Below are 21,351 nucleotides of genomic sequence, written 5' to 3'. Positions count from 1 at the left end.
CGCGGCATCGTCTTTCGCGCTGTTAATACGCACGCCGGAAGATAAACGCTGAATAGCGGTACCCAGTGAAGACTGAGATTTATTCAGGTTGTTCTGTGCTACCAGGCTCAGGGAGTTGGTATTAATAACTTGTGCCATTGAGATTTCCTCGAGTATTTATAATGTAACACTGCAACTGTATTTAAATTGAGTGATGCGTTATTTCGTTCGCATACTTAAATCATCGGAGTGCCGGAAAATCTCTAAAGTCTTTTTTTAAATTAATTTGCTGGGCGGTCAGAAATTATACTTTTGTTAAAATTGAAGGTGATAATGTTAATAACGTTTTTAGCAGAGGGGTTTTTTTATTTACATCATAATCACGATAAAAGAACGCACTTTTGTCGCTAATTGTGAAGTTTGCGGATCGGAATAAGTGAAATAACCCCCGATTTCTGAAATCTATTGGGTGAAAAGAAGCAGGGAATGTTTTTATCGGGCGTTATGGTTGATGGGTAAATGACAAAGAATTAAACTTTATATTGTCTGAACCGATATCTAATAGTGAAGTTACTTTGAAATAAAATACATTCTATACAGGAGAATATAATGGCTTCCTTCTCATCATTGGGTATCGGATCCGGTCTTGACACAGCAACCATGCTTGAGCAGATCAAGGCAGGGGAACAGACGCGTCTGAAGCCTTATACCTTGCTGCAAACGAGCTATAAATCGAAGATTTCCGCATGGGGTCAGATTTCCAGTTCTATGTCAGCGCTGCAAACCAGCGTAAAAAGTCTGTCTAACGATGCCTTTAACACCTTAACGGTCAGCTCCAATAAAGCGTTTAGCGCGACAGCCACCACCGGCGCCAATGCCGACAGCCATGAAGTCACGGTTGAACAGCTGGCGATGGCGCACAAAATCAAAACCGAAGGCGTGGACAGTGCCGACGATGCGCAAGGCGAAGCGAATAACGGTATCCGCACGGTCACCATTACGACCGGCTCCGGTGATTCAGCGAAAACCACCACGGTTGAGCTGAAGGATGACGAAACCTCACTGAACCAGATTGCCAAGGCCATCAATAAACAAGACGGTGGTGTCAGCGCCAGCGTGCAGCGCACCAACGACGGTTATCAGCTGGTACTGAGTTCAAAAAGCACCGGCAGCGACGGTAAAATTAGCGTCAAAGTTGAAGGTGATGACAAGCTTGCCGGCATGATGGACACCTCAAACGGCGGACGACCGGCGGATGGTACCGATAATGGCGACGGCATGTATTTAGTGACCGAAGCGCAGGATGCAAAGCTCAAAGTTGATGGCAGCTCATATACCCGTTCCTCCAACAACATCAGCGACATTATCAGCGGCGTCACCCTGCAGCTCAAAGCGGTGTCGGAAGATAATAAATCAGAACAGCTGACGATGACCCGTGATACCGGTGCCATCAAAACCAGCGTGAAAGACTTCGTTGAGAAGTACAACGCGTTGCTGAAAATGACCACCGCAGCCAGCAAATATGTCCAGAATGACACCTCGGGTCTGAAAGACGATCAGGTCGCCACACAAAATGGTGAAAGCGGCGCGCTGATGGGAGATTCTACCCTGCGCGGTATGGTCAGTGAGCTGCGTACTGCGGTGAACGGCACCTACGGTTCTTCGGATGCCGACATCACCTCACTGGCGGATATCGGTATCAAAATTGATGCCGCCACCGGCCAGATGACGCTGGATGAAAGCAAAATTGATGCCGCCATTGCTGATAATCCAGACGGTATTGCCGATATGTTCATGGGACGCGGCACTAACGAAGGGATGGCCGTCAAACTCGGCACCATCATCACCAAATATGTGGGTGATCCGGACACCAAAACTGACGGTTTGATTAAAACGTCCACTGACAGCCTGGATGAACAGGTCAAAATCATGCAGACCCAGCTGGATAAAACCCAGAAACTGATCGACGCACAGGTCGAACGTTACCGGGTTCAGTTCTCGGCGCTGGACAGCACCATGTCACAGCTGAACAGCCTGCAAAATCAGATGAACGGCCTTTTATCGTCACTCTGATGGTTTAATTTTAACGAATAATGACCTTGCAGGAGGCTTGCCCTCCTGCCGGGAGAAAGCGGAACCACCATGTATTCAAAATCGGGAAGTAAGGCTTACGCGCAGGTTGATCTGGAAAGTCAGCTGGCCGGCGCATCGCCACATGAGCTGATTACCATGTTGTATGAAGGCGCGAATAACGCCGTACTGCGCGCCAAAATCTATTTTGAGATGGGAAATATTGCCAGGCGGGGAGAAATGATCTCCCGGGCTATCAATATTATTGATAACGGATTGCGAACGTCTCTGGATCATGAAAAGGGACAACACATCGCGGAAGATTTGGAGAGGTTATATGACTATATGTCACGAACCTTGCTGGACGCTAACCGGCAAAACTCTCCGGACGGACTCACGAGTGTGAGTGAAATACTGACAAACCTTGCCACGACATGGAAGGAAATTGAACCTAAAAAAAGGCTGGAAAATTATGGGTAACACGGTATGCGAAGAGTATGAAGAGATTTATCAGTTGAACTTACATCTGCTGGAAATGGTAAAGCAGGGCAAGTGGGAAGAGTTTATCCAGCTTGCCGAAGTGTATATTACTAAACTGAATGATGTGATCAGTAATCAGCCGGAAGATATATTGCCAGATGAGAAGACGTCACTGAGCTTTATTCTGAAAAGTCTGATCGAAAGTGAAGACGAAATTGAAAAAACGCTGAAAAGCAGACTGGATGTACTAAAAAAGGAGATGTCATCTTTACATCGCGGGAAGAAGTACAGCGAGGCGTATTCATCTCAATTTACCTCCGCGTTCCATTAATCCCCGGAGAGGCTATTTTGGTTAACCAAATATAGCCTTAGCATAGCATTGAGCACCCCTCTCACCTTGCTTGCTACTCTTCGGCAAAATTGAATACTGATTATTCTTAACAGGTAATTCAATTAGCCACAGTGACTTGTTAATAATAATTAATCGTAAGCTGATTCTTCACCACATTCAGGGGCGGCAATAGCTGTCCCTGACTTTCCACCGTATAGACAAAATAAAAGGGTCCGCGCGCCGTCAGCGATGAACCCACACTTTTCTGCCCCGATAATGAATCCAGCCTGATGCACTTTTCCTGACTGCATAATTTAATCTGCAAACCCGGAGGCGGCGCAGAGAGCAGGCTGATACGCCACGAAATCCGGCTAAGGGTCGCCGCCGGCGGGAGGGTCGTGTTTAGCGGGCGACTGGTTAACGTCTGATTGCCCACGCTGACTTTCCCGCCGGCAGAATCTCCGCTCCATGAACCACTGGCAGCCGCAGCCGCCAGCGGGAATAACAGCGTAAGCCCGGTGGTCAGGGCACGAATTTTCATTCTTTGCCCCCGATGATGTAAGACATTCGGACGTTACGGTTATTGCTGATTTCCTGATTCGACAACACGGTCAGCTGCGGATAGACGCGGCGCAGGAAGCGGGACAACATGAAGCGAAGAGGCTGATTCACCAGCAATACCAGCGGCGCTCCGCTGGCTTCCTGCTGGGCAATGGCTTTTTCCGTCTGCAGCATAATATTTTCTGCAATGCCCGGTTCGATGGCGCTGCCACTTTGTGTCGCCTGGGTCAGCAACCGTTCGAGATTCAGATCCAGTCCGATCACCTGCATTTCGCCATTGCCGGGGAACCATTTCTGAGTAATGGCGCGACCTAACCTGATGCGAACGTGCGCCGTCAGATCGTCAGGATCGGCAATCGTGCCAGCGAATTCCGCCAGCGTATCAATAATCGTCCGCACGTCGCGAATGGAGATCCGCTCCGACAGCAGATTTTGCAGCACTTTGTGGAACGTGGTCAGCGAAATCACGCCGGGGATCAGATCCTCAACCAGTTTCGGCATGTCTTTCGTCAGGCGATCCAGCAGTTGCTGCGTTTCCTGACGACCAAACAGCTCATCCGTGTGCAGGGAAATCAGGTGGTTAAGGTGTGTGGCGATCACCGAACTCGGATCAACCACGGTGTAACCCAGCGCCTGAGCCCGTTCGCGCATGACTTCGTCGATCCACACCGCAGGTAAACCAAAGGCCGGATCCTGACAAGGTACACCCGGCAATTCACCTTCAGCACAACCCGGATCGATCGCCATCCAGCGTTCAGGCTGAGTTTCCCCGCGTCCGATTTCAACGCCTTTCAGCAGGATCCGGTAATCCGTCGGGGCCAGATCTAAGTTGTCGCGGATGTGAACCGGCGGTGGCAGGAATCCCATTTCCTGAGCAAATTTCTTACGGATCCCGCGAATACGGGTCAGCAGCTGACCTTTCTGTTCACTGTCTACCATTGGGATCAGGCGGTATCCGACCTCCAGCCCCAGAACATCTTCATGCTGCACGTCTGCCCAGGAGGCTTCGGTGACCTGCGCCGCGTCAGCTTCGGCCTTCGCCGCCGCCTGAGCGTCTTTGCTCATCGGGCGTTTGCGGGCTGACGGATTATCGGTCTGACGTCCGCGCATCCACCAGGCCAGGGCCAGTAAGCCGCCGGTAAACAGCAGGAAGACAAAGTTAGGCATCCCCGGCACCAGTCCCAGCAAGCCGATCACACCGGCGGCCAGCACCATGACGCGTGGATTATTAAACAGCTGACCCACCATCTGCTCGCCGACGTCCTGATCGGTCGCCACGCGGGTCACGATCACACCGGCGGCGGTAGAGATCACCAGTCCGGGGATCTGCGCCACCAGACCATCACCGATGGTCAGCAGGGTGTAAGTTGCACCGGCTTCGGCGAATGACATATCGTGCTGCATCGTGCCGATCATCAGTCCGCCAATCACGTTAATGGCCATGATCAGCAACCCTGCGATGGCATCGCCGCGCACGAATTTACTGGCACCGTCCATGGAACCGTAGAAGTCGGCTTCCTGCGTCACATCGCTGCGGCGCTTTTTGGCTTCTTCCTCGCCGATGATCCCGGCATTCAGATCCGCATCGATCGCCATCTGTTTGCCCGGCATCCCGTCGAGGACAAAACGTGCGCCAACTTCGGCGATACGCCCGGCACCTTTGGTGATAACCATAAAGTTGATGATCACCAGAATGACGAACACGATGATACCGATGGCAAAATTACCGCCCACCAGAAAGTGTCCGAATGCGTCGATCACCTGACCGGCCGCCCCTTCACCGGTATGCCCATACATCAGGATGATACGGGTCGACGCAATGTTCAGCGCCAGCCGCAACAGCGTGGAAAACAGCAGTACCGTCGGAAACGCGGAGAATTCCAGGGTGTTCTGCGTAAACATCGCCACCAGCAAAATCATCAGCGACAGCACGATATTGAAGGTAAACAGCAAATCCAGAATGAAAGCCGGCAGTGGCAAAATCATCATGGCCAGAATGGTCATGATCAATACCGGACCTGCCAGTATTTGCCATTGCGTCTGTTTAAAATCCGGTAAACGTAATTTGGTGGCTAAATTGGCCATCACTCATGACTCTCTTGTGCAAAATCCAGTGCAGCAGGCACCGGAAGGTTCTCAGGTTTTTTAGGAAGCGCGCCGGTGCCTTTTTTCCAGCGTCTCAGGCCGTATACCCAGGCCAGGACCTCTGCGACGGCACCGTATAATTCGGTCGGGATTTGTTCGCCAATTTCGCAATGCCGGTAAAGCGCACGCGCCAGCGGCGGGGCTTCCAGCATCGGAATATTGTGCTTAGCCGCTTCTTCACGGATGCGTAATGCAATATCGCCCGCGCCCTTGGCGAGCATCATTGGCGCGCCTGTTCCGTCCTCTTTGTAGCTGAGGGCAATGGAATAGTGGGTCGGGTTATTCACAATCACGTCAGCCTGAGGAATGTCTTCCATCATTCGCTGACGGGCAGCGGCGCGTTGCAGCTGTTTGATACGCCCTTTAACGTGCGGATCGCCTTCCTGCTGTTTAAATTCATCACGTATTTCCTGACGGCTCATGCGTAACTTTTTCAGGTTACTCATGATCTGATGGAATACGTCGTAACCCACCAGCGGGATCAGGGCCAGGATCACCACCAGCAGACAGCCGGACACCAGCGATCGCATATCTTTCAGTCCGATCGCGACCGGTTCATAAATCAGCTGGATCATGTGGGATTTTGCGCTCATCAGGTAAACCCCGGCTGCACATCCCACCAGGGTGACTTTCAGAAGGCTTTTCAGTAATTCCGACACCACCTGTGTGGAAAACATGCGTTTGAGTCCTGATAAAGGATTCAAACGCTTGAGATCCATTTTTAATGATTTTCCGCTGATATTCAGACCGCCCAGTAACAGCGGCGAGGCCAGACCGGTGAAAAACAGCCCGACTAAAATGGGCAGCACGGAAAATACCGCCATGCTGAATAACTCACCGGCGCGCAGAAGCATCAGTCTGGAATCAAGCATCACCAGACGGTCAAAGGTCAGCCCGTTGTGCAACAGCAAGCTGAGCTTTCCGGCCAGATGCGAGCCACCGAGCATGATCAGCATCCAGCCCACCAGCAGCATCAGTAAAGATGTCAGCTCTTTCGACCGCGGAACCTGCCCCTCTTCGCGGGCTTTCGATATCCTGGTGGGGGTGGGTTCCTCTGTTTTTTCTACATCACTTTCTTCAGACATAAGAACAGCCCGGCAAGTGACCGCGCAGGGCGGAATGCAGAGAAGAAGAGAGGAGGAAACAGAACCGCATGATGTTTAGAATCCCAGTGAATCGAGCAGGTCATCGACCTGATCTTGCGAGGCGACAATGCCTGCTACGGACTGGTTGATCTGCGGCCCGTTTTTCAGGCTGTCTTCCGGCTCACTGGTGGACGCTGGCATCATGCCCGGCATGTTTTCTACCAGAACCTGAATCAGTTCCTGCTCCACGTTTTCGATAAGCTTCATCATGTTCTGGATGACCTGACCGGTCAGATCCTGAAAGTCCTGAGCCATCATGATTTGCATGAGCTGTTCATTGGTCTGGCGGGCAATCACCGGCGTTTCATCGAGAAAGGCGCGTGTGTCTGCGACCAGTTCCCGCGCCATTGACAGCTCAACCGGATTTTCAAACCAGGTATCCCAGCGTTCTTTCAGGCCGGAAGATTGTTCGCTCAGGGAATCCTGAAGCGGGCGCGCAATTTCCACGCAGGTTAATGCGCGGTCGGCTGCCTGCGAGGTTTTCCCCACGACATAATTCAGACGTTCCCGGGTATCGGGGATCGCTTCCGCCACATCCATAATGGCGCGATCCAGACCCAGATTGGCCACACTGTCGCGCAGGAGACGGGTAAGCTGACCAATGCGGGAAAAAATGTCTTTGAAGTTTTTTGCTGACGCCTGGTTTGTTGTTGTATTCATCCTCTGATTACCATCCCAGTTTTTCGAAGATTTTATTGAGTTTCTCTTCCAGCGTTGCCGCGGTGAAAGGCTTCACCACATATCCGTTTGCGCCAGCCTGTGCCGCCGCAATGATGTTTTCCTTTTTCGCTTCGGCGGTCACCATCAGCACCGGAATCGCTTTCAGTGCATCGTCTTTACGCATTTCCGAAAGCAGTTGCAGGCCGTCCAGGTTTGGCATATTCCAGTCACTGATGACGAAGTCGAAGGTCGACGCGCGCAGTTTAGTCAGCGCATCCTGACCGTCTTCGGCCTCTTCAACATTCTTAAATCCCAAATCCTGAAGCAGGTTGCGGACAATGCGGCGCATGGTGGCGAAATCATCGATAACCAAAAAGCGCAAATTTTTATCTGCCATTTACTCGTCCTTTAAGGGTGAAAATTGTGAAAATACAAAACGGTAGAAAAACAAAAGACACCCGATAGCAGGTGCCATAACAGGTGTTAAATTCGCCGGGCCTGACCCACCACCCCGTTGAGGATGTGCTGCGTCATGTCATGTAAATCAGTCACCTCGCACGCCGCGCCCAGCCCGATTGCCTCGCGCGGCATACCAAAGACCACGCAGGTTTTCTCGCTTTGTGCCAGGGTATGCGCGCCGGAGTTGCGCATCTCCAGTAATCCGTGGGCACCGTCACTGCCCATGCCGGTCAGGATTGCGCCCACTGCATTTTTGCCGGCAGATTTGGCGACTGACCGGAAAAGCACATCGACCGAAGGGCGGTGACGGTTAACCGCCGGAGCCTGATTCAGTCTGATGTGGTAATTCGCGCCGCTGCGGATCAGTTCCATGTGCCGGTCGCCGGGCGCAATATAGGCATGACCCGGCAGAACGCGGTCGCCGTCCTCACCTTCTTTCACTGAAATCTGGCACAAGTTGTCGAGGCGTTCTGCAAAAGAACGCGTGAAGCCGGGCGGCATATGCTGAGCAATCACGATGCCCGGACTGGTCATCGGCATCGGAAGTAGCACCTGACGCAAGGCTTCGGTACCGCCGGTGGAGGAACCAATCGCAATGATTTTTTCACTGCCGACCAGCGGACTGGAAATCACCGCAGTGACGTTGGGATGACGGTCCCGGCGGCAGACCAGCACCCGGGAAGCCATGCGGATTTTTTCTGCAATAATTTCCGCATATTGCATCATGCCGTCTTTCAGCCCCATCTCAGGCTTGGTGACAAAATCCAGAGCCCCCAGTTCCAGAGCACTCAGTGTTATTTCCGATCCCCGGCTGGTCAGCGAGGACACCATGATCACCGGCATAGGGCGCAGACGCATCAGGCGTTCCAGAAAGTCCAGACCGTCCATCCGTGGCATTTCCACGTCCAGCGTCAGAACGTCCGGATTAAATCGCTTGATCAAATCCCGGGCAATGATGGGATCCGGTGCTGTGGCCACCATTTCCATATCAGACTGATGATTCACAATGTCACTCATAATGGTGCGAATGAGTGCCGAATCATCAACACAAAGTACTCGTATCTTTTTCATTATTTCTCCCGGGCCAGGGAATACACTGACTGACCGCGCAGGCGGAAAGGACCATTCTTACTGTTAAAATGTTCAGAATGGCCGGCGAACAAAATGCCTCCCGGTTTGAGCATGGTGGCGAAGCGTTTCATCAGCTGCTCCTGCGTTTTCTGATCAAAATAGATCATCACGTTACGGCAGAAGATGGCGTCAAACGGTGCCGGAACATCCCAGTTCGGGCTCAGCAAATTAAGGTGCTGGTAGCGGATACTGGCCAGTAATTCTTTTCTGACTTTCACCAGATTTTCCTGATCGCCGGTGCCGCGCAGGAAATAATTTCGCTTCTGTTCAGCGGTTAAACTGTCGAGATCGGACAGGCGATACACCGCATTCGTGGCTTTCTGTAATACTTCTGTGTCGATATCCGTTGCCCAGACTCGCGGTCCTGCCACAGGACGCCCCAAAGTTTCATCCAGCGTCATGGCGATGGAACAAGGCTCTTCACCGGTCGATGCTGCGGTACACCACACGGTGTAATTTGGCCGGTTGCGCGCATGTTCTGCCAGAATAGGGAAGTGATAAGACTCCCTGAAAAATGACGTCAGGTTGGTGGTCAGCGCATTAATAAATAGCTGCCATTCCGGGCTGTTCTGATTGGATTCCAGGCGACTCACATAATCAGCAAAACGGGTTAATTTCAGTTCACGTAGCCTGCGGGACAAACGGTTATAGACCATGTCACGCTTCTGACTATTTAATACAATCCCTGCGCGTTGATAGATAAGCTCTGCAATCTTTTGCAAATCTTTATCGGAGAGTTCTTCCTGAAGTCGCATATTTCAATTGTTCAACTGTTACTGATGGAATTTAATTCCCAAAGGGATAATAACTGACATATCTGCCTGCATATTCCCCAATTGATAAGGAAGGTGATGATCTCCTGTAGGTTGGTACGGCAGATATTGACAGCGAAGAAATAAAAAATGACCAGCCGGCCATATTGAACATATTTCTTAAAAGAGGTTTTTTTCCGATACTGTTATGTCATCAGATAACACGTCTTTTAAACAGACATACTCATGACTTCCTGATAAGCACTGACCATTTTATTTCGCACCTGGATACCCAGATTAAGTGCCACAGACGATTTCTGCATGGATATCATGACATCGTTCAGCCCGATGTCGGTCGCACCGGTCATGTAGTCCTGCGCCTGTGTCTTGGCGGTGTTCTGCACCTGGCTGATATTGTTAATACTGTCGAATAAAATGTCTGAAAATTGTAATTTTTTCTCAACATTTTTATTATCAGAAATGAACGGTGTTTTTTGTGTGGCCGACGTTTGCTGTGCCTGGAAGCTAATTTGATCCAGAACGCCTTTCATCGATTGAATAGACATCAGAAATTCCTTTATATCGGCTTAATAAGCTCGCCGTTATTCTCTCTGTGGGTTTTTAATAACTGCAGCGTAACATAAGGTCATGTAAATAAAATAATGCGAATAGCTGACAGAAGTTTCAGCTTATTGATGTTTAAAAAAAACGCAATTAGAAGATAATACGCGACTGGAAATCTGTCTGTGTATTTACTGCTTCGCTTTCTCTTATCCGTATCCGGAGTGCTGATTCGCAACAATACGCCTGCATTGCGTCATTTATTTTTTTACAGGACTACGGCATGAATGCCACAACAAACGGTATTAAAAACAAAAGTACAGCTAATCTGATGGCAGCATTAGAACGTTTACGTTCGAGTCCTAAAATTATATTGCTCATCAGCGCATCTGCGGCTATTTCAATCATTATTGCCCTGATCTTCTGGGCTAAATCGCCAGATTATCGCGTCCTGTACAGCAATATCAGCGATCAGGACGGCGGCGCTATCGTGGCGCAATTAACGCAAATGAATGTGCCTTACCGCTTTCAGGAACGCGGCGGGGCGATCATGGTACCTGAGGATAAAGTTCACGAAGCACGGCTGACCCTCGCCCAGCTCGGTTTGCCGAAGGGCGGCGCTGTGGGTTTCGAATTGCTCGATCAGGAAAAATTTGGCATCAGCCAGTTCAGTGAGCAGGTTAACTACCAGCGTGCGCTGGAGGGGGAACTTGCCCGGACCATTGAAACGCTCGGCACGGTACAGAATGCCCGCGTGCATCTGGCTATGCCAAAACCTTCTATGTTTGTCCGCGAACAGAAGCCACCTTCTGCGGCGGTCACCGTGACGCTGAACAACGGACGCACGCTGGATTCCGGGCAGGTGAATGCGATCACGTATCTGATTTCCAGCGCAGTGCCGGGGCTGAATGCCGATAACGTTACCATCGTCGATCAGAGCGGACGCTTGCTGACCCAAAGTGGCGGTCAGGCGATGCAGACGACGCAGCTCAAATACACCAGCGAAGTGGAAGCGGATTACCAGCAACGTATCCAGACGATCCTCGCCACGATTGTCGGGCGCAATAACGTTAAGGCGCAGGTGACTGCACAGATTGATTTCACTCAGCACGAACAAACCGCCGAGCAATACCAGCCCAATTCATCGCCGGACAAAATGGCGATCCGCAGCCGCCAGACCAGTGATGCCGAACAGGGCAGCAAAAATGGCGTCGGTGGTGTGCCGGGGGCGCTGAGCAATCAGCCACCTGTGCCGGCGACCGCGCCCATTACCCAGCCGCCGGTAGCGAATCAACCTGCGCAGGGGAACAATGCGGCAAACAACAACGCCACTCAGGCGGCAGGCACGGCTGAAACGACAGTGGCTACCCCGATGCCGTTTAACAACCGCAAAGACAACACTACTAACTATGAGCTCGACCGCACGCTGACGCACATCAAGCGCAGTACCGGCAGCATCGAACGGCTTTCTGTTGCCGTGGTCGTCAACTATCTGCCGGGTAAAGACGGCACGCCGGTGGCGTTGACGCCGGAGCAACTGGAGCAGGTGAATGCGCTGGTGAAAGAGACGATGGGGTATTCCGCCGCACGTGGCGACACCATCAACATTGTGAACTCGCCCTTTACCCCGGTGGAAGAAGAACCGGCACCGCCGTTCTGGAAACAGGAAGGCTTCATCAACCTGCTGATGTCCGCCGCCCGTTATCTGCTGATTGCCCTCGTGGCCTGGTTCCTGTGGCGTAAAGCTGTGCAGCCTGCCTGGCTGCGCAATCAGGAACTGGTGTTGCAACGGCTGGAACTTGAGAAACAGGCACGTCAGGAAGAACTGGATGCCAGCGCACGCCGTGCAGAAAGCGGCGCGAGAGCCAAGGCCGAGCAGCGCGTTGAAACGGAACTTAATACCCAGAGCCTGCGCGAACTGGCACAGCAGGAGCCACGGGTTATTGCACTGGTCATTCGCCAGTGGATGAATAAGGAGATGAAGTCCTGATGAATGCCTCAGATAAAAGTGCGATCGTCATGCTGACGCTCGGTGACGGGCTGGCGGCCGAGGTGTTCAAGCACCTCAACACCCATGAAGTCAAACTGATCAGTAGTTCAATGGTCAATATGGGCGGCTTCACTCACGAGCAACTGGCCGAAGTGCTGAAGGAATTCCAGCGCGATTCCAGTGAATACGCGGCACTGAGCGTGAATACCAATGAGTATCTGCGCAGTGTGCTGGTGAAGGCGCTGGGCGAAGAGCGTGCCTCAAGCCTGCTCGAGGACTTGCTGGATAGCCAGCAGGGCACCAACGGTATCGAGACGCTCAACTTTATGGAGCCGCAGACCGTCTTCGACCTGATCCGCGACGAACACCCGCAGATTATTGCCACCATTCTGGTTCACCTCAAACGCGGTCAGGCTGCGGATGTGCTGAGTAAATTCGATGACCGCGAACGTAACGACATTATGTTGCGTATCGCCACCTTCGGCGGCGTTCAGCCTGCTGCCTTGCAGGAACTGACCGAAGTGCTCAACGGTCTGCTGCACGGTCAGAATCTCAAACGCAGCAAAATGGGCGGTGTACGTCCTGCGGCGGAAATTCTCAACCTGATGAAATCTCAGCAGGAAGAGGCGGCTATCGAAGCCGTTCGCGAGTTCGATCAGGAACTGGCGCAGAAGATTATCGACGAGATGTTCCTGTTCGAAAATCTGGTGGAAATCGAAGACCGCAGCATTCAGCGCATCCTGCAGGAAATCGAAAACGAATCACTTATCGTTGCCCTCAAAGGTGCCGAAGGGCCACTGCGTGAGAAGTTCTTCCGCAATATGTCCCGTCGCCAGGCTGACATCATGAAAGAGGATCTGGGTTCACGCGGTCCGATCCGTATGTCTCAGGTTGAAGCCGAGCAGAAGAGCATTTTGCTGATTGTCCGCCGTCTGGCAGAAACCGGCGAAGTGGTGATTGGAGGAAGCGAAGATGCCTACGTCTGATCACGAAAAGCAGCCTGACTGGCAGGTCTGGAAGCCGCAGAACCTGCTGGACGATTTCAGCCAGCCTGAACATGACATTATTGATACGCCGGGAACCTATCAGTCTGATGAATTATTGCAGGCCGAGTTATCCCGCATCCGCCAGCAGGCCGAACAAAAAGGCTTTGCGAAAGGGCAGGCACGCGGTGTGGAAGAAGGAAAAAAACAGGGGCACGAGGCGGGATTTGCTCAGGGTCACAAAGAAGGTTTTGAACAGGGTCTGGCTGAGGCCGGCGCGCAGCAGCGTGCAACCGGCGAGCATTTTGCCCGGCTGCTGGAGGAGTTCAAAATTGCCCTCAGCAACCTCGACAGCGTGATCCCGTCGCGTCTGGTGCAGTTGTCGCTGACGGCGGCACGTTCCATTCTGGGCAAAAATATCACCTGCGATAACGACGTCTTGCTGGAGAAAATTCAGCAACTGTTACAGCAGGAAACGCTGTTCAAGGGCACCGCGATTCTGTGGGTCAATCCTGATGATCTGGCGCTGGTTCAGGATAACGTCGGTAAATCACTGGCGTCGATGGGCTGGGATATCCGTGGCGACGCGCAGATCTTGCCGGGCGGATGCCGGATCACGTCGGAAGAAGGCGAGTTCGATGCGACCATGAATACCCGCTGGCAGGAACTGTGCGAGCTGAGTCGTGAGGATTATCTGGCATGACGATGCGTCTCGCAAAATGGCTGGAGGCTATCGACCGAAAAGAGAAGCTGATGACCTCGCTGCCGCCTTTTCGCCAGTACGGCAAATTAACCCGCGCCACCGGACTGGTGATGGAAGCCGTCGGGCTGAAACTGCCCATCGGCACATTGTGCATCGTGGAACGTCATTCCCGCGAAGGCGTGGATAAAGTCGAAAGCGAAGTGGTCGGCTTTAACGGCCAGATTTTGTATCTGATGCCGCTGGAAAATGTCGATGGCATATTACCGGGCGCACGGGTTTATGCGCTTGAAAGCGGGGAAGGAGCCAGCAAAGGTAAGCAATTGCCGCTGGGCAGAGAACTGCTGGGGCGCGTGCTGGATGCCAGCGCCCGTCCGCTTGATGGCCTGCCGCCGCCGGTCACGGCACAACACGGCCCGCTGTTTACGCCGCCGGTGAATCCGCTGTTACGTGACCCGATTAAGAATGTGCTGGACGTCGGCGTCCGTGCGATTAACGGCCTGCTGACCGTCGGTCGTGGTCAGCGTATGGGGCTGTTTGCCGGTTCCGGCGTCGGGAAAAGTGTGCTGCTGGGCATGATGGCCCGCTACACCAAAGCCGATGTGATTGTCGTCGGCCTGATTGGTGAACGTGGCCGCGAAGTGAAAGACTTCATCGAAAATATTCTCGGCGAAGAAGGGCGCAAGCGTTCTGTGGTGATTGCCGCTCCGGCGGACGTTTCACCGATCCTGCGTATGCAGGGCGCGGTGTATGCCACGCGTATCGCTGAAGATTTTCGCGACAACGGGCTGGATGTCCTGCTGATCATGGATTCCCTGACCCGCTATGCGATGGCGCAGCGTGAGATCGCGCTGGCCATCGGCGAACCTCCGGCGACCAAAGGGTATCCGCCTTCTGTGTTTGCGAAATTACCGGCACTGGTTGAACGTGCGGGGAATGGCGTGAAAGAAGGGGGGTCGATCACCGCGTTTTACACCGTTCTGACGGAAGGCGACGATCAGCAGGATCCGATCGCCGACTCCGCCCGTGCGATCCTCGACGGACACATTGTGCTGTCGCGTCGTCTGGCTGAATCCGGCCATTATCCGGCCATTGATATTGAAGCCTCCATCAGCCGTGCGATGACCGAGCTTATCGAGCCGGTACATTACAAAAAAGTCCAAAACTTCAAGCAGTTGCTTTCCTCGTATCAGCGTAACCGTGACCTGGTCAGCGTCGGGGCGTACGCGGCGGGCAGCGATCCGCTGCTGGATAAAGCCATTCGCCTGTATCCGCAGATGGAAGCCTATTTACAGCAGGCGATCTACGAGAGCAGCGGTTATCAGGAAGCGGGCGACAAGCTTGATGCCATTTTTTCAGACCAACCCAAAGCCTGAGGTGACTAATTAATTATGGCTATCACCAATCCGATGGATTTTCTGCGTGAACTTGCAGAGCAAACACTGACAGATACCACCGCTGAGCTGGGCAAAGTTCAGCAGGCTTATACGCTGGCGGCGACACAACTCGGTCAGCTGGAAAGTTTCGAGCTGGAATATCAGCAACAGCTTCGGGCGACGGTGTCCGGTAAAGGGATCCCGGTGGCTGATTTGCTCAACCGCCAGTCTTTCATTGATTCGCTGGGAAATGTCGTTAAGCAGCAGGCGAATCAGGTGCAGAAATGCCAGAACACGGTCAATGAAACACTGCTGACCTGGCGACACGATAAGCAGCGTCTCAATGCGTTTGAAACCCTTAAAAGCCGGGCAGACGACGTACGGATGCTGAAAGAAAACCGACAGGAGCAAAAGCTCATGGATGAATTTGCGCAGCGTGCCTGCATGGGAAGAGAACTTTTATGATTGTCCAGGCCAGCTCTGTCGTCAGCGGTGTAACCCCAACTAAAATGCCGGAAAAAGGCACCACGCCTGAAACCGGTGAGGCGAATTTCGCGACCTCTCTCGAAAAAGCCTATCCGACCAAACCGGCCTTGCCCGCGAAGGACACGAAGGCGACGCAACCTGATACGGCAGAGCCCGATAATGCCCGTGCAGAAGCTGAACCGCTGCCGGTGCCTGTTCCCGTGCCCGTACTGCCCGCTGAGTTACCGCCGGTGGATCTGAGCACAGATATGCCGCAACCGGCACCCGAAGAGCAGACGCCTGAGACGCCTTTCGTTGATCCGCAACTTTTGGCTTTGCAGCAAATCGTTACGCAGAATGCTGCCGTGCCTGTGCAACCGGCACCCACGACTGACGCTCCGGTGATGCCAGCTCAGGTAGATCCGGTAGCTGAAGTTCAGGCTGCGCTTAGCCAGGAACGTCCGGGCAGTGCGTTTATGATGCCGGAAAGCATGAAGCCGAAAGCCGTCTCACAGGCTGCACTGGCCGCACAGGCTTCGCTGGAAGGCAAGCAGGGAACCGATAAGACCAGCGCCGATCAGCATAAGGATTTTCTGTCTGTGATGACGAAAACCGACGCTGCGCCAAAAGAACCTGCCGCCGCACCGGCCAGATTTGAACTGAATCCGGCACTGCCGTTGAGACAGGAAAGCTCCGTATTGCTGACAGCGGAAACCGGCCTGCGACCGCACGTTACGCCAGTCAGCGAGCTGACGGCTGCTCCGGCAACGGGCGTCACGACGTCTCCGGCGGTGATTAATCAGGCGCTGGGCACACCGGCGTGGCAACAGGCCGTAGGGCAGCAGCTGGCTTATTTTTCCCGTAACGGCATTCACAATGCAGAGTTACGCCTTCATCCGGAAGAGTTAGGGGCGCTGCAAATCAGCCTGCGGTTGAATAACGATCAGGCGCAGCTGCATTTTGTCACCGAGAACCATCAGGTGCGCGCTGCACTGGAAGCGGCGATGCCGCATTTGCGTACATCACTGGCGGAGTCGGGGATCCATCTGGGACAAAGCAGTGTCGGCGCTGACTCTTCTTCGTCGTGGAGTGCCTCCGCGCAGTCCGACGGATCATCCGGCCGGGGCTCCACAGAAGATGACGGACAGGAGAATGCGCATCTGGCCGATGAGAAGCCGGAAATAAGTAACAAAACTCTCCATTATTCCAACGGTATTAATACATTTGTTTGACATAAAAATTTATAGAGCGAATTGGCAACACTAATTTCATTTCTTTCGTGAATTGTTCTGGTGTCCGACTGTAATAGAATGCACGGCTTATCAGAGCATCTATTACGGCCTGTTCGCCGGCTTATTTTTACAACAGGGTTTTCCAGATAATGTCCAAGAAGAACCAGAAGGCCAGCGGGGGTGGGAAAAAAAGTTCCCTGGCTATGTTATTAATGATGCTTATTGCTGTGGGAGCATGTGCTTTTGCTGGCTATACATTTTACGAAATGAAGAATATGAAAGCCGGAGCAACGGGTGATGCTCCGGCGAAGGTAAAAAATGCGGCGCCAGCGGTGCCGGTATATGTGCAGATGGACACTTTCACCGTCAGTCTGAAACCGGAATCGAATGATTCAGATCGCGTGCTTTATATTGGTCTCACGCTGAGGGTTAAAGACGCGGAATCGAAGTCCCTGCTGGAAGAATATATGCCTGAAGTCCGGAGTCGTTTATTAATTCTTTTAGCGCATCAGACGGCGACAGATATCTCTTCTGATGAAGGTAAGACCGGATTAACAGAGAAAATAAAAGAGACCGTCAGCAAACCTCTCGCACCGAATCACAGTGCGGTAGTGACTGATGTATTATTTAACGCATTCATCTTACGGTAATTTCTATGTCTGACAGTATATTATCTCAGGCTGAAATTGACCGCCTTTTAAATGGCGGCAGCAACGCAGAAAGCGAGACCACTGCTAACAATGCAGTGCAGGATGACGGGATCAAACCCTATGATCCGAATACTCAGCGTCGCGTCGTTCGTGAACGGTTGCATTCACTTGAGATCATTAACGAGCGTTTTGCACGACAGTTTCGTATGGGACTGTTTAATCTTCTGCGTCGAAGCCCGGATATCACTGCCGGAAGCATTAAAATTCAACCGTATCATGAGTTTGCCCGTAATCTTCCGGTGCCGACCAACCTTAATCTGGTGCATATGAACCCGTTGCGCGGGACGGCGTTATTTGTCTTCTCGCCCAATCTGGTGTTCATGGCGGTGGATAATTTATTTGGCGGAGACGGACGTTTTCCTACCAAAGCGGACGGCCGTGAATTCACGCCGACCGAACAGCGCGTGATAAACCGGATGCTGACGATGGCGCTGGAGGCGTACGATTTCGCCTGGAGTTCCATCTTTAAACTGAAAACGGAATATGTCCGCGCAGAAATACAGGTGAAATTCACCAATATTACGTCGTCACCTAACGATATTGTGGTGACCACACCTTTTTATGTCGAAATTGGTCCGCACCGGGGCGAGTTTGATATTTGTATCCCGTTTAGCATTATCGAGCCTTTGCGCGAATTACTGACGAATCCGCCAATGGAAAATTCCAAACAGGAAGACCGGCAATGGCGGAGTACGCTTGCTTCTCAGGTCAGAGACACTGAACTTGAGCTGGTGGCGAATTTCTCCGACATTTCCACCCGCCTTTCGCAAGTTATGAATATGCAGAAAGGGGATATTATTCCCATTGATAAAAAAGAGAGCATTGAAGCTCGTGTTGATGGCGTTCCTGTATTCTCGGGAAAATATGGTTGTGTCAATAACCAATATGCTCTGAAAGTAGAGCAAATGATGAATCCCGCTTTATTATCTTTAAAAAAGGAGTAATTCCCCAATGACTGACACTACAACTTCGGGCGGTTCTGATAAAGAATCCATCGATGATCTTTGGGGTGATGCGATGAGTGAACAACAAGCCGCGGATAACTCCTCCACAAAAGAGGCACAGGTGACAAATTTTTCAGAGGATCTCAATCTGATCCTCGATATTCCGGTCAAAATGACGGTGGAATTAGGCCGGACAAAAATGACGATCAAGGAATTATTACGTCTGAGCCAGGGATCGGTTGTTTCTCTGGAAGGTCTGGCGGGTGAACCCCTGGATATTCTGATTAATGGTTATCTGATTGCTCAGGGTGAAGTAGTGGTGGTTTCCGATAAATTCGGCGTACGCATTACCGATATTATTACGCCTTCAGAGCGGATGTATCGCCTGAGCAGGTAATGATGATGCAGACTACCCCGCAGCCCCACACTCAGACCCTTCCTTCGACTGTCGATACGGCCATGCCCGGTTCAATCCTGGTGAACGTCGGCGGTGCGCTGGTGCTGATACTGATGATCATTGCCGTATTCGCCTGGCTTGCACGTCGCACAGGGTTTGCCCGCAATCACCCTAAAAGCAACCAGATACTTTCTGTGGTGGCCAGTCATTCTCTGGGGCAGCGCGAGCGTGTAGTCGTCATTGATATGAATGATAAAAGAGTCTTGCTTGGCGTCACGCCGGGCCAGATCAGTTGTCTCGCCACGTTTGATAAGCCACCGGATGAAGGTGCAACACAGGTTGTATCAGCGTCTGTCGATTTCCAGTCCACGCTGATGAATCTGCTGAAAAAACGTAAAACGGAGCCGGCGGAATGAGTTTATTTTCACGTCACAATTCCCGCCGGTGGCTGCCTTCGGGACTGTTTCTTTTAATGATTGTCGGGCTGATGTTACCTGCCCGTGATGTTTTTGCTGCCAACGGCGATGTGATGCTGACCCGTTCAGCCGATGGGGAAAGCTGGTCACTGCCGGTGCAGACACTGGTTCTGCTGACCTCACTCACTTTCCTGCCCGCAATCCTGCTGATGATGACCGGTTTTACCCGGGTGATCATCGTGTTAGGGCTATTGCGCAATGCACTCGGTACGCCCTCTACGCCGCCCAATCAGGTCTTGCTGGGGCTGGCGCTGTTCCTGACGTTTTATGTTATGTCTCCGGTTTTCAATCAGATCTACAAAGACGCCTGGCAGCCTTTATCGGAAGATAAAATCAGCATGGAAACCGCGCTGGAACGAGGCGTTCAGCCACTGCGCAGATTCATGCTGGAACAAACCCGCGAAACCGATCTGGCGCTGTATACGCGCATGGCTAAAGAAGAAAACTTCCAAAGTAAGGAAGAAGTGCCTCTGCGCATTTTACTGCCCGCGTTCGTGACCAGTGAATTGAAAACCGGTTTCCAGATTGGCTTCACCGTTTTCATTCCGTTCCTGATTATCGATCTGGTGGTCGCCAGCGTACTGATGGCGCTGGGCATGATGATGGTTCCCCCTGCGACCATTTCGTTGCCTTTCAAACTGATGCTGTTTGTTCTGGTTGATGGCTGGCAATTACTGATGGGCTCACTGGCACAAAGTTTCTTTAGTTAAGCCGTGAAAAGTTAAAAAGTTAACCGTTAAACAGGACGAAAAATGACACCGGAAAGTGTAATGGCGATGGGGTTTCAGGCCATGAAAGTCGGGTTAATGATTGCGGCACCTTTGTTATTTGCCGCATTGTTCACCGGATTGCTGGTCAGCATATTTCAGGCATCCACGCAAATTAATGAAATGACATTATCATTTATTCCAAAAATACTGATGATCGTGACTGTCGGTATTCTGATGGGGCCGTGGATGCTAAATCTGTTTCTGGATTATATGCGCACGCTCTTTACTAATTTGCCGTACGTCATCGGATAGTTATGCTTACGTTGTCCGTTGCCAGCTTATATGCCGTCATGAACCAGTATTTCTGGCCAATGCTGCGGGTGCTGGCTTTATTCACGACCGCGCCAATTTTTAATGAGCAGGGCATCGGGAAGAAAGCCAAGATAGGGTTGGCGATCGTGATTTCATTACTGATAGGACAACATCAGCCCAACACGCACATTGAAATTTTTTCTTTCGCCGGATTATGGGTAGGCGCGCAACAGTTCATTATCGGTGCAGCCATCGGGCTGACGGTGCAGTTTATTTTCGTGGCCGTGCGTAATGCCGGGGAGATTATCGGTCTGCAAATGGGATTATCCTTTGCCACATTTTTTGACCCGGCAGCGGGGGGAAATATGCCTGTGATTTCCCGCATCCTGAATCTGCTCGTGACGTTGCTGTTTCTGACCTTTAATGGTCATTTATGGATGCTTAATACTCTGGCGGACAGTTTTATATTACTGCCAGTCAGTGCAACGCCGATCAACGCAGATGGTTTGTTAGCGATTACTTACACCGCCGGAATGGTCTTTAAATGCGGGCTGATGCTGGGGCTACCCATTATCACTCTGCTTCTGACACTGAATCTGACGCTGGGACTGCTTAACCGCCTGACGCCTCAGCTTTCCATCTTTGTCGTCGGTTTTCCGCTGACGCTGAGTATTGGCATGATAGCGATGTCGATGATCATGTACACCCTTGCGCCGTTTTTTGAAAATATGATGGAGGATATTTTTGAGCAACTGACAAAAATAATCCTTCTGTTGACCTGA

At 51.9% G+C, this 21,351-nt stretch carries 25 protein-coding genes; 16 read left to right on the top strand and 9 right to left on the bottom strand.

Features of this window, described 5'->3' with window-relative positions:
• Positions 1-138 (bottom strand): flagellin N-terminal helical domain-containing protein (locus ACJY2G_RS21400; protein WP_439292105.1); only part of this gene is annotated, 138 nt, incomplete at its 3' end.
• Positions 139-588: 450 nt separating this feature from the next.
• On the opposite strand from ACJY2G_RS21400, the gene fliD reads away from it, so the two are divergent.
• The 3 genes from fliD to ACJY2G_RS21385 all read left to right on the top strand — a co-directional run bounded on the left by fliD (position 589) and on the right by ACJY2G_RS21385 (position 2,860).
• A complete protein-coding gene (gene fliD, locus ACJY2G_RS21395) occupies positions 589-2,052 on the top strand; it encodes a flagellar filament capping protein FliD (RefSeq protein WP_430320769.1) in 1,464 nt (487 codons plus the stop codon).
• A gap of 69 nt (positions 2,053-2,121) precedes the next feature.
• Entirely contained in the window at positions 2,122-2,529 is a 408-nt protein-coding gene (gene fliS, locus ACJY2G_RS21390) for a flagellar export chaperone FliS (RefSeq protein ID WP_112287681.1), read from the top strand.
• Positions 2,522-2,860 (top strand): flagellar protein FliT, encoded by a 339-nt coding sequence (locus ACJY2G_RS21385; protein WP_232829827.1) that lies wholly within the window; start codon positions 2,522-2,524, stop codon positions 2,858-2,860. The genes fliS and ACJY2G_RS21385 overlap by 8 nt, the downstream gene beginning before the upstream one ends.
• Before the next feature lie 139 nt (positions 2,861-2,999).
• Here ACJY2G_RS21385 and ACJY2G_RS21380 read toward each other — a convergent pair whose 3' ends face one another.
• The 8 genes from ACJY2G_RS21380 to fliE form a co-directional block, all read right to left on the bottom strand.
• On the bottom strand, positions 3,000-3,401 hold the full coding sequence (locus tag ACJY2G_RS21380; RefSeq protein WP_113878040.1) for a flagellar protein FlhE: 402 nt from the start codon (positions 3,399-3,401) through the stop codon (positions 3,000-3,002).
• Complete coding sequence (gene flhA, locus ACJY2G_RS21375; RefSeq protein WP_113878041.1) at positions 3,398-5,506, bottom strand: flagellar biosynthesis protein FlhA; 2,109 nt, start codon at positions 5,504-5,506, stop codon at positions 3,398-3,400. Before flhA ends, ACJY2G_RS21380 begins: the two co-directional genes overlap by 4 nt.
• A complete protein-coding gene (gene flhB / locus ACJY2G_RS21370; RefSeq protein WP_112287678.1) occupies positions 5,506-6,651 on the bottom strand; it encodes a flagellar biosynthesis protein FlhB in 1,146 nt (381 codons plus the stop codon). Before flhB ends, flhA begins: the two co-directional genes overlap by 1 nt.
• 75 nt (positions 6,652-6,726) lie before the next feature.
• A complete protein-coding gene (cheZ, locus tag ACJY2G_RS21365; protein WP_430320770.1) occupies positions 6,727-7,371 on the bottom strand; it encodes a protein phosphatase CheZ in 645 nt (214 codons plus the stop codon).
• A 7-nt stretch (positions 7,372-7,378) separates the two neighbouring features.
• Positions 7,379-7,768: a chemotaxis response regulator CheY gene (cheY, locus tag ACJY2G_RS21360; RefSeq protein WP_112287676.1), complete on the bottom strand. Its 390-nt coding sequence runs from the start codon at positions 7,766-7,768 to the stop codon at positions 7,379-7,381.
• A gap of 86 nt (positions 7,769-7,854) precedes the next feature.
• On the bottom strand, positions 7,855-8,901 hold the full coding sequence (locus tag ACJY2G_RS21355; protein ID WP_120163528.1) for a protein-glutamate methylesterase/protein-glutamine glutaminase: 1,047 nt from the start codon (positions 8,899-8,901) through the stop codon (positions 7,855-7,857).
• Positions 8,901-9,716: a CheR family methyltransferase gene (locus ACJY2G_RS21350; RefSeq protein ID WP_120163529.1), complete on the bottom strand. Its 816-nt coding sequence runs from the start codon at positions 9,714-9,716 to the stop codon at positions 8,901-8,903. Before ACJY2G_RS21350 ends, ACJY2G_RS21355 begins: the two co-directional genes overlap by 1 nt.
• A 227-nt stretch (positions 9,717-9,943) precedes the next feature.
• The gene (gene fliE, locus ACJY2G_RS21345) at positions 9,944-10,279 is read right to left on the bottom strand and encodes a flagellar hook-basal body complex protein FliE (RefSeq protein WP_112287673.1); all 336 of its coding nucleotides are present in this window, start codon (positions 10,277-10,279) and stop codon (positions 9,944-9,946) included.
• Positions 10,280-10,557: 278 nt separating this feature from the next.
• Here fliE and fliF point away from each other — a divergent pair, with 278 nt between their 5' ends.
• The 13 genes from fliF (at position 10,558) to fliR (ending at position 21,351) form a co-directional block, all read left to right on the top strand.
• Entirely contained in the window at positions 10,558-12,264 is a 1,707-nt protein-coding gene (gene fliF, locus ACJY2G_RS21340) for a flagellar basal-body MS-ring/collar protein FliF (protein ID WP_430320771.1), read from the top strand.
• On the top strand, positions 12,264-13,250 hold the full coding sequence (gene fliG, locus ACJY2G_RS21335; protein ID WP_112287671.1) for a flagellar motor switch protein FliG: 987 nt from the start codon (positions 12,264-12,266) through the stop codon (positions 13,248-13,250). Before fliF ends, fliG begins: the two co-directional genes overlap by 1 nt.
• Positions 13,237-13,950 (top strand): flagellar assembly protein FliH, encoded by a 714-nt coding sequence (locus tag ACJY2G_RS21330; RefSeq protein ID WP_430320772.1) that lies wholly within the window; start codon positions 13,237-13,239, stop codon positions 13,948-13,950. The genes fliG and ACJY2G_RS21330 overlap by 14 nt, the downstream gene beginning before the upstream one ends.
• Entirely contained in the window at positions 13,947-15,323 is a 1,377-nt protein-coding gene (gene fliI / locus ACJY2G_RS21325) for a flagellar protein export ATPase FliI (RefSeq protein WP_113878046.1), read from the top strand. The genes ACJY2G_RS21330 and fliI overlap by 4 nt, the downstream gene beginning before the upstream one ends.
• Positions 15,324-15,338: 15 nt before the next feature.
• Entirely contained in the window at positions 15,339-15,788 is a 450-nt protein-coding gene (gene fliJ / locus ACJY2G_RS21320; protein WP_112291430.1) for a flagellar export protein FliJ, read from the top strand.
• The gene (locus ACJY2G_RS21315; RefSeq protein ID WP_430320773.1) at positions 15,785-17,020 is read left to right on the top strand and encodes a flagellar hook-length control protein FliK; all 1,236 of its coding nucleotides are present in this window, start codon (positions 15,785-15,787) and stop codon (positions 17,018-17,020) included. The genes fliJ and ACJY2G_RS21315 overlap by 4 nt, the downstream gene beginning before the upstream one ends.
• Positions 17,021-17,169: 149 nt before the next feature.
• The gene (gene fliL / locus ACJY2G_RS21310; RefSeq protein ID WP_159282323.1) at positions 17,170-17,670 is read left to right on the top strand and encodes a flagellar basal body-associated protein FliL; all 501 of its coding nucleotides are present in this window, start codon (positions 17,170-17,172) and stop codon (positions 17,668-17,670) included.
• A gap of 5 nt (positions 17,671-17,675) precedes the next feature.
• Positions 17,676-18,674 carry a flagellar motor switch protein FliM gene (gene fliM / locus ACJY2G_RS21305; RefSeq protein ID WP_112291433.1) on the top strand — a complete coding sequence of 333 codons (999 nt, stop codon included), beginning with the start codon at positions 17,676-17,678 and terminating at the stop codon, positions 18,672-18,674.
• A 7-nt stretch (positions 18,675-18,681) separates the two neighbouring features.
• Positions 18,682-19,071, top strand: coding sequence for a flagellar motor switch protein FliN (fliN, locus tag ACJY2G_RS21300; protein WP_112291435.1), 390 nt, complete (start codon positions 18,682-18,684; stop codon positions 19,069-19,071).
• Positions 19,071-19,487 (top strand): flagellar biosynthetic protein FliO, encoded by a 417-nt coding sequence (fliO, locus tag ACJY2G_RS21295; RefSeq protein WP_113878049.1) that lies wholly within the window; start codon positions 19,071-19,073, stop codon positions 19,485-19,487. The genes fliN and fliO overlap by 1 nt, the downstream gene beginning before the upstream one ends.
• 113 nt (positions 19,488-19,600) lie before the next feature.
• Positions 19,601-20,257 (top strand): flagellar type III secretion system pore protein FliP, encoded by a 657-nt coding sequence (fliP, locus tag ACJY2G_RS21290; RefSeq protein ID WP_232829978.1) that lies wholly within the window; start codon positions 19,601-19,603, stop codon positions 20,255-20,257.
• Between the two features lie 42 nt (positions 20,258-20,299).
• On the top strand, positions 20,300-20,569 hold the full coding sequence (fliQ, locus tag ACJY2G_RS21285) for a flagellar biosynthesis protein FliQ (protein ID WP_112291438.1): 270 nt from the start codon (positions 20,300-20,302) through the stop codon (positions 20,567-20,569).
• A 2-nt stretch (positions 20,570-20,571) separates the two neighbouring features.
• Entirely contained in the window at positions 20,572-21,351 is a 780-nt protein-coding gene (fliR, locus tag ACJY2G_RS21280) for a flagellar biosynthetic protein FliR (protein WP_120163533.1), read from the top strand.

The sequence above is a fragment of the Rahnella sp. ATs2 genome (genome assembly GCF_051851855.1).
In the GTDB taxonomy this organism is placed as follows: Bacteria; Pseudomonadota; Gammaproteobacteria; order Enterobacterales; family Enterobacteriaceae; genus Rahnella; species Rahnella variigena.
Note: the sequence above shows the minus strand (reverse complement) of the source record. Positions and strands in the feature narration are given on the sequence as shown.

Coding starts and splice junctions, on each gene's coding strand:
- fliR (WP_120163533.1), top strand. CDS start 20,572: ATGCTTACGTTGTCCGTTGCCAGCTTATATGCCGTCATGAACCAGTAT.
- fliF (WP_430320771.1), top strand. CDS start 10,558: ATGAATGCCACAACAAACGGTATTAAAAACAAAAGTACAGCTAATCTG.
- ACJY2G_RS21355 (WP_120163528.1), bottom strand. CDS start 8,901: ATGAAAAAGATACGAGTACTTTGTGTTGATGATTCGGCACTCATTCGC.
- fliG (WP_112287671.1), top strand. CDS start 12,264: ATGAATGCCTCAGATAAAAGTGCGATCGTCATGCTGACGCTCGGTGAC.
- cheZ (WP_430320770.1), bottom strand. CDS start 7,371: ATGAATACAACAACAAACCAGGCGTCAGCAAAAAACTTCAAAGACATT.
- ACJY2G_RS21330 (WP_430320772.1), top strand. CDS start 13,237: ATGCCTACGTCTGATCACGAAAAGCAGCCTGACTGGCAGGTCTGGAAG.
- ACJY2G_RS21385 (WP_232829827.1), top strand. CDS start 2,522: ATGGGTAACACGGTATGCGAAGAGTATGAAGAGATTTATCAGTTGAAC.
- fliI (WP_113878046.1), top strand. CDS start 13,947: ATGACGATGCGTCTCGCAAAATGGCTGGAGGCTATCGACCGAAAAGAG.
- fliD (WP_430320769.1), top strand. CDS start 589: ATGGCTTCCTTCTCATCATTGGGTATCGGATCCGGTCTTGACACAGCA.
- fliJ (WP_112291430.1), top strand. CDS start 15,339: ATGGCTATCACCAATCCGATGGATTTTCTGCGTGAACTTGCAGAGCAA.
- fliO (WP_113878049.1), top strand. CDS start 19,071: ATGATGATGCAGACTACCCCGCAGCCCCACACTCAGACCCTTCCTTCG.
- fliQ (WP_112291438.1), top strand. CDS start 20,300: ATGACACCGGAAAGTGTAATGGCGATGGGGTTTCAGGCCATGAAAGTC.
- fliP (WP_232829978.1), top strand. CDS start 19,601: ATGCTGACCCGTTCAGCCGATGGGGAAAGCTGGTCACTGCCGGTGCAG.
- cheY (WP_112287676.1), bottom strand. CDS start 7,768: ATGGCAGATAAAAATTTGCGCTTTTTGGTTATCGATGATTTCGCCACC.
- fliM (WP_112291433.1), top strand. CDS start 17,676: ATGTCTGACAGTATATTATCTCAGGCTGAAATTGACCGCCTTTTAAAT.
- ACJY2G_RS21380 (WP_113878040.1), bottom strand. CDS start 3,401: ATGAAAATTCGTGCCCTGACCACCGGGCTTACGCTGTTATTCCCGCTG.
- ACJY2G_RS21315 (WP_430320773.1), top strand. CDS start 15,785: ATGATTGTCCAGGCCAGCTCTGTCGTCAGCGGTGTAACCCCAACTAAA.
- fliL (WP_159282323.1), top strand. CDS start 17,170: ATGTCCAAGAAGAACCAGAAGGCCAGCGGGGGTGGGAAAAAAAGTTCC.
- flhB (WP_112287678.1), bottom strand. CDS start 6,651: ATGTCTGAAGAAAGTGATGTAGAAAAAACAGAGGAACCCACCCCCACC.
- fliE (WP_112287673.1), bottom strand. CDS start 10,279: ATGTCTATTCAATCGATGAAAGGCGTTCTGGATCAAATTAGCTTCCAG.
- flhA (WP_113878041.1), bottom strand. CDS start 5,506: ATGGCCAATTTAGCCACCAAATTACGTTTACCGGATTTTAAACAGACG.
- ACJY2G_RS21350 (WP_120163529.1), bottom strand. CDS start 9,716: ATGCGACTTCAGGAAGAACTCTCCGATAAAGATTTGCAAAAGATTGCA.
- fliN (WP_112291435.1), top strand. CDS start 18,682: ATGACTGACACTACAACTTCGGGCGGTTCTGATAAAGAATCCATCGAT.
- fliS (WP_112287681.1), top strand. CDS start 2,122: ATGTATTCAAAATCGGGAAGTAAGGCTTACGCGCAGGTTGATCTGGAA.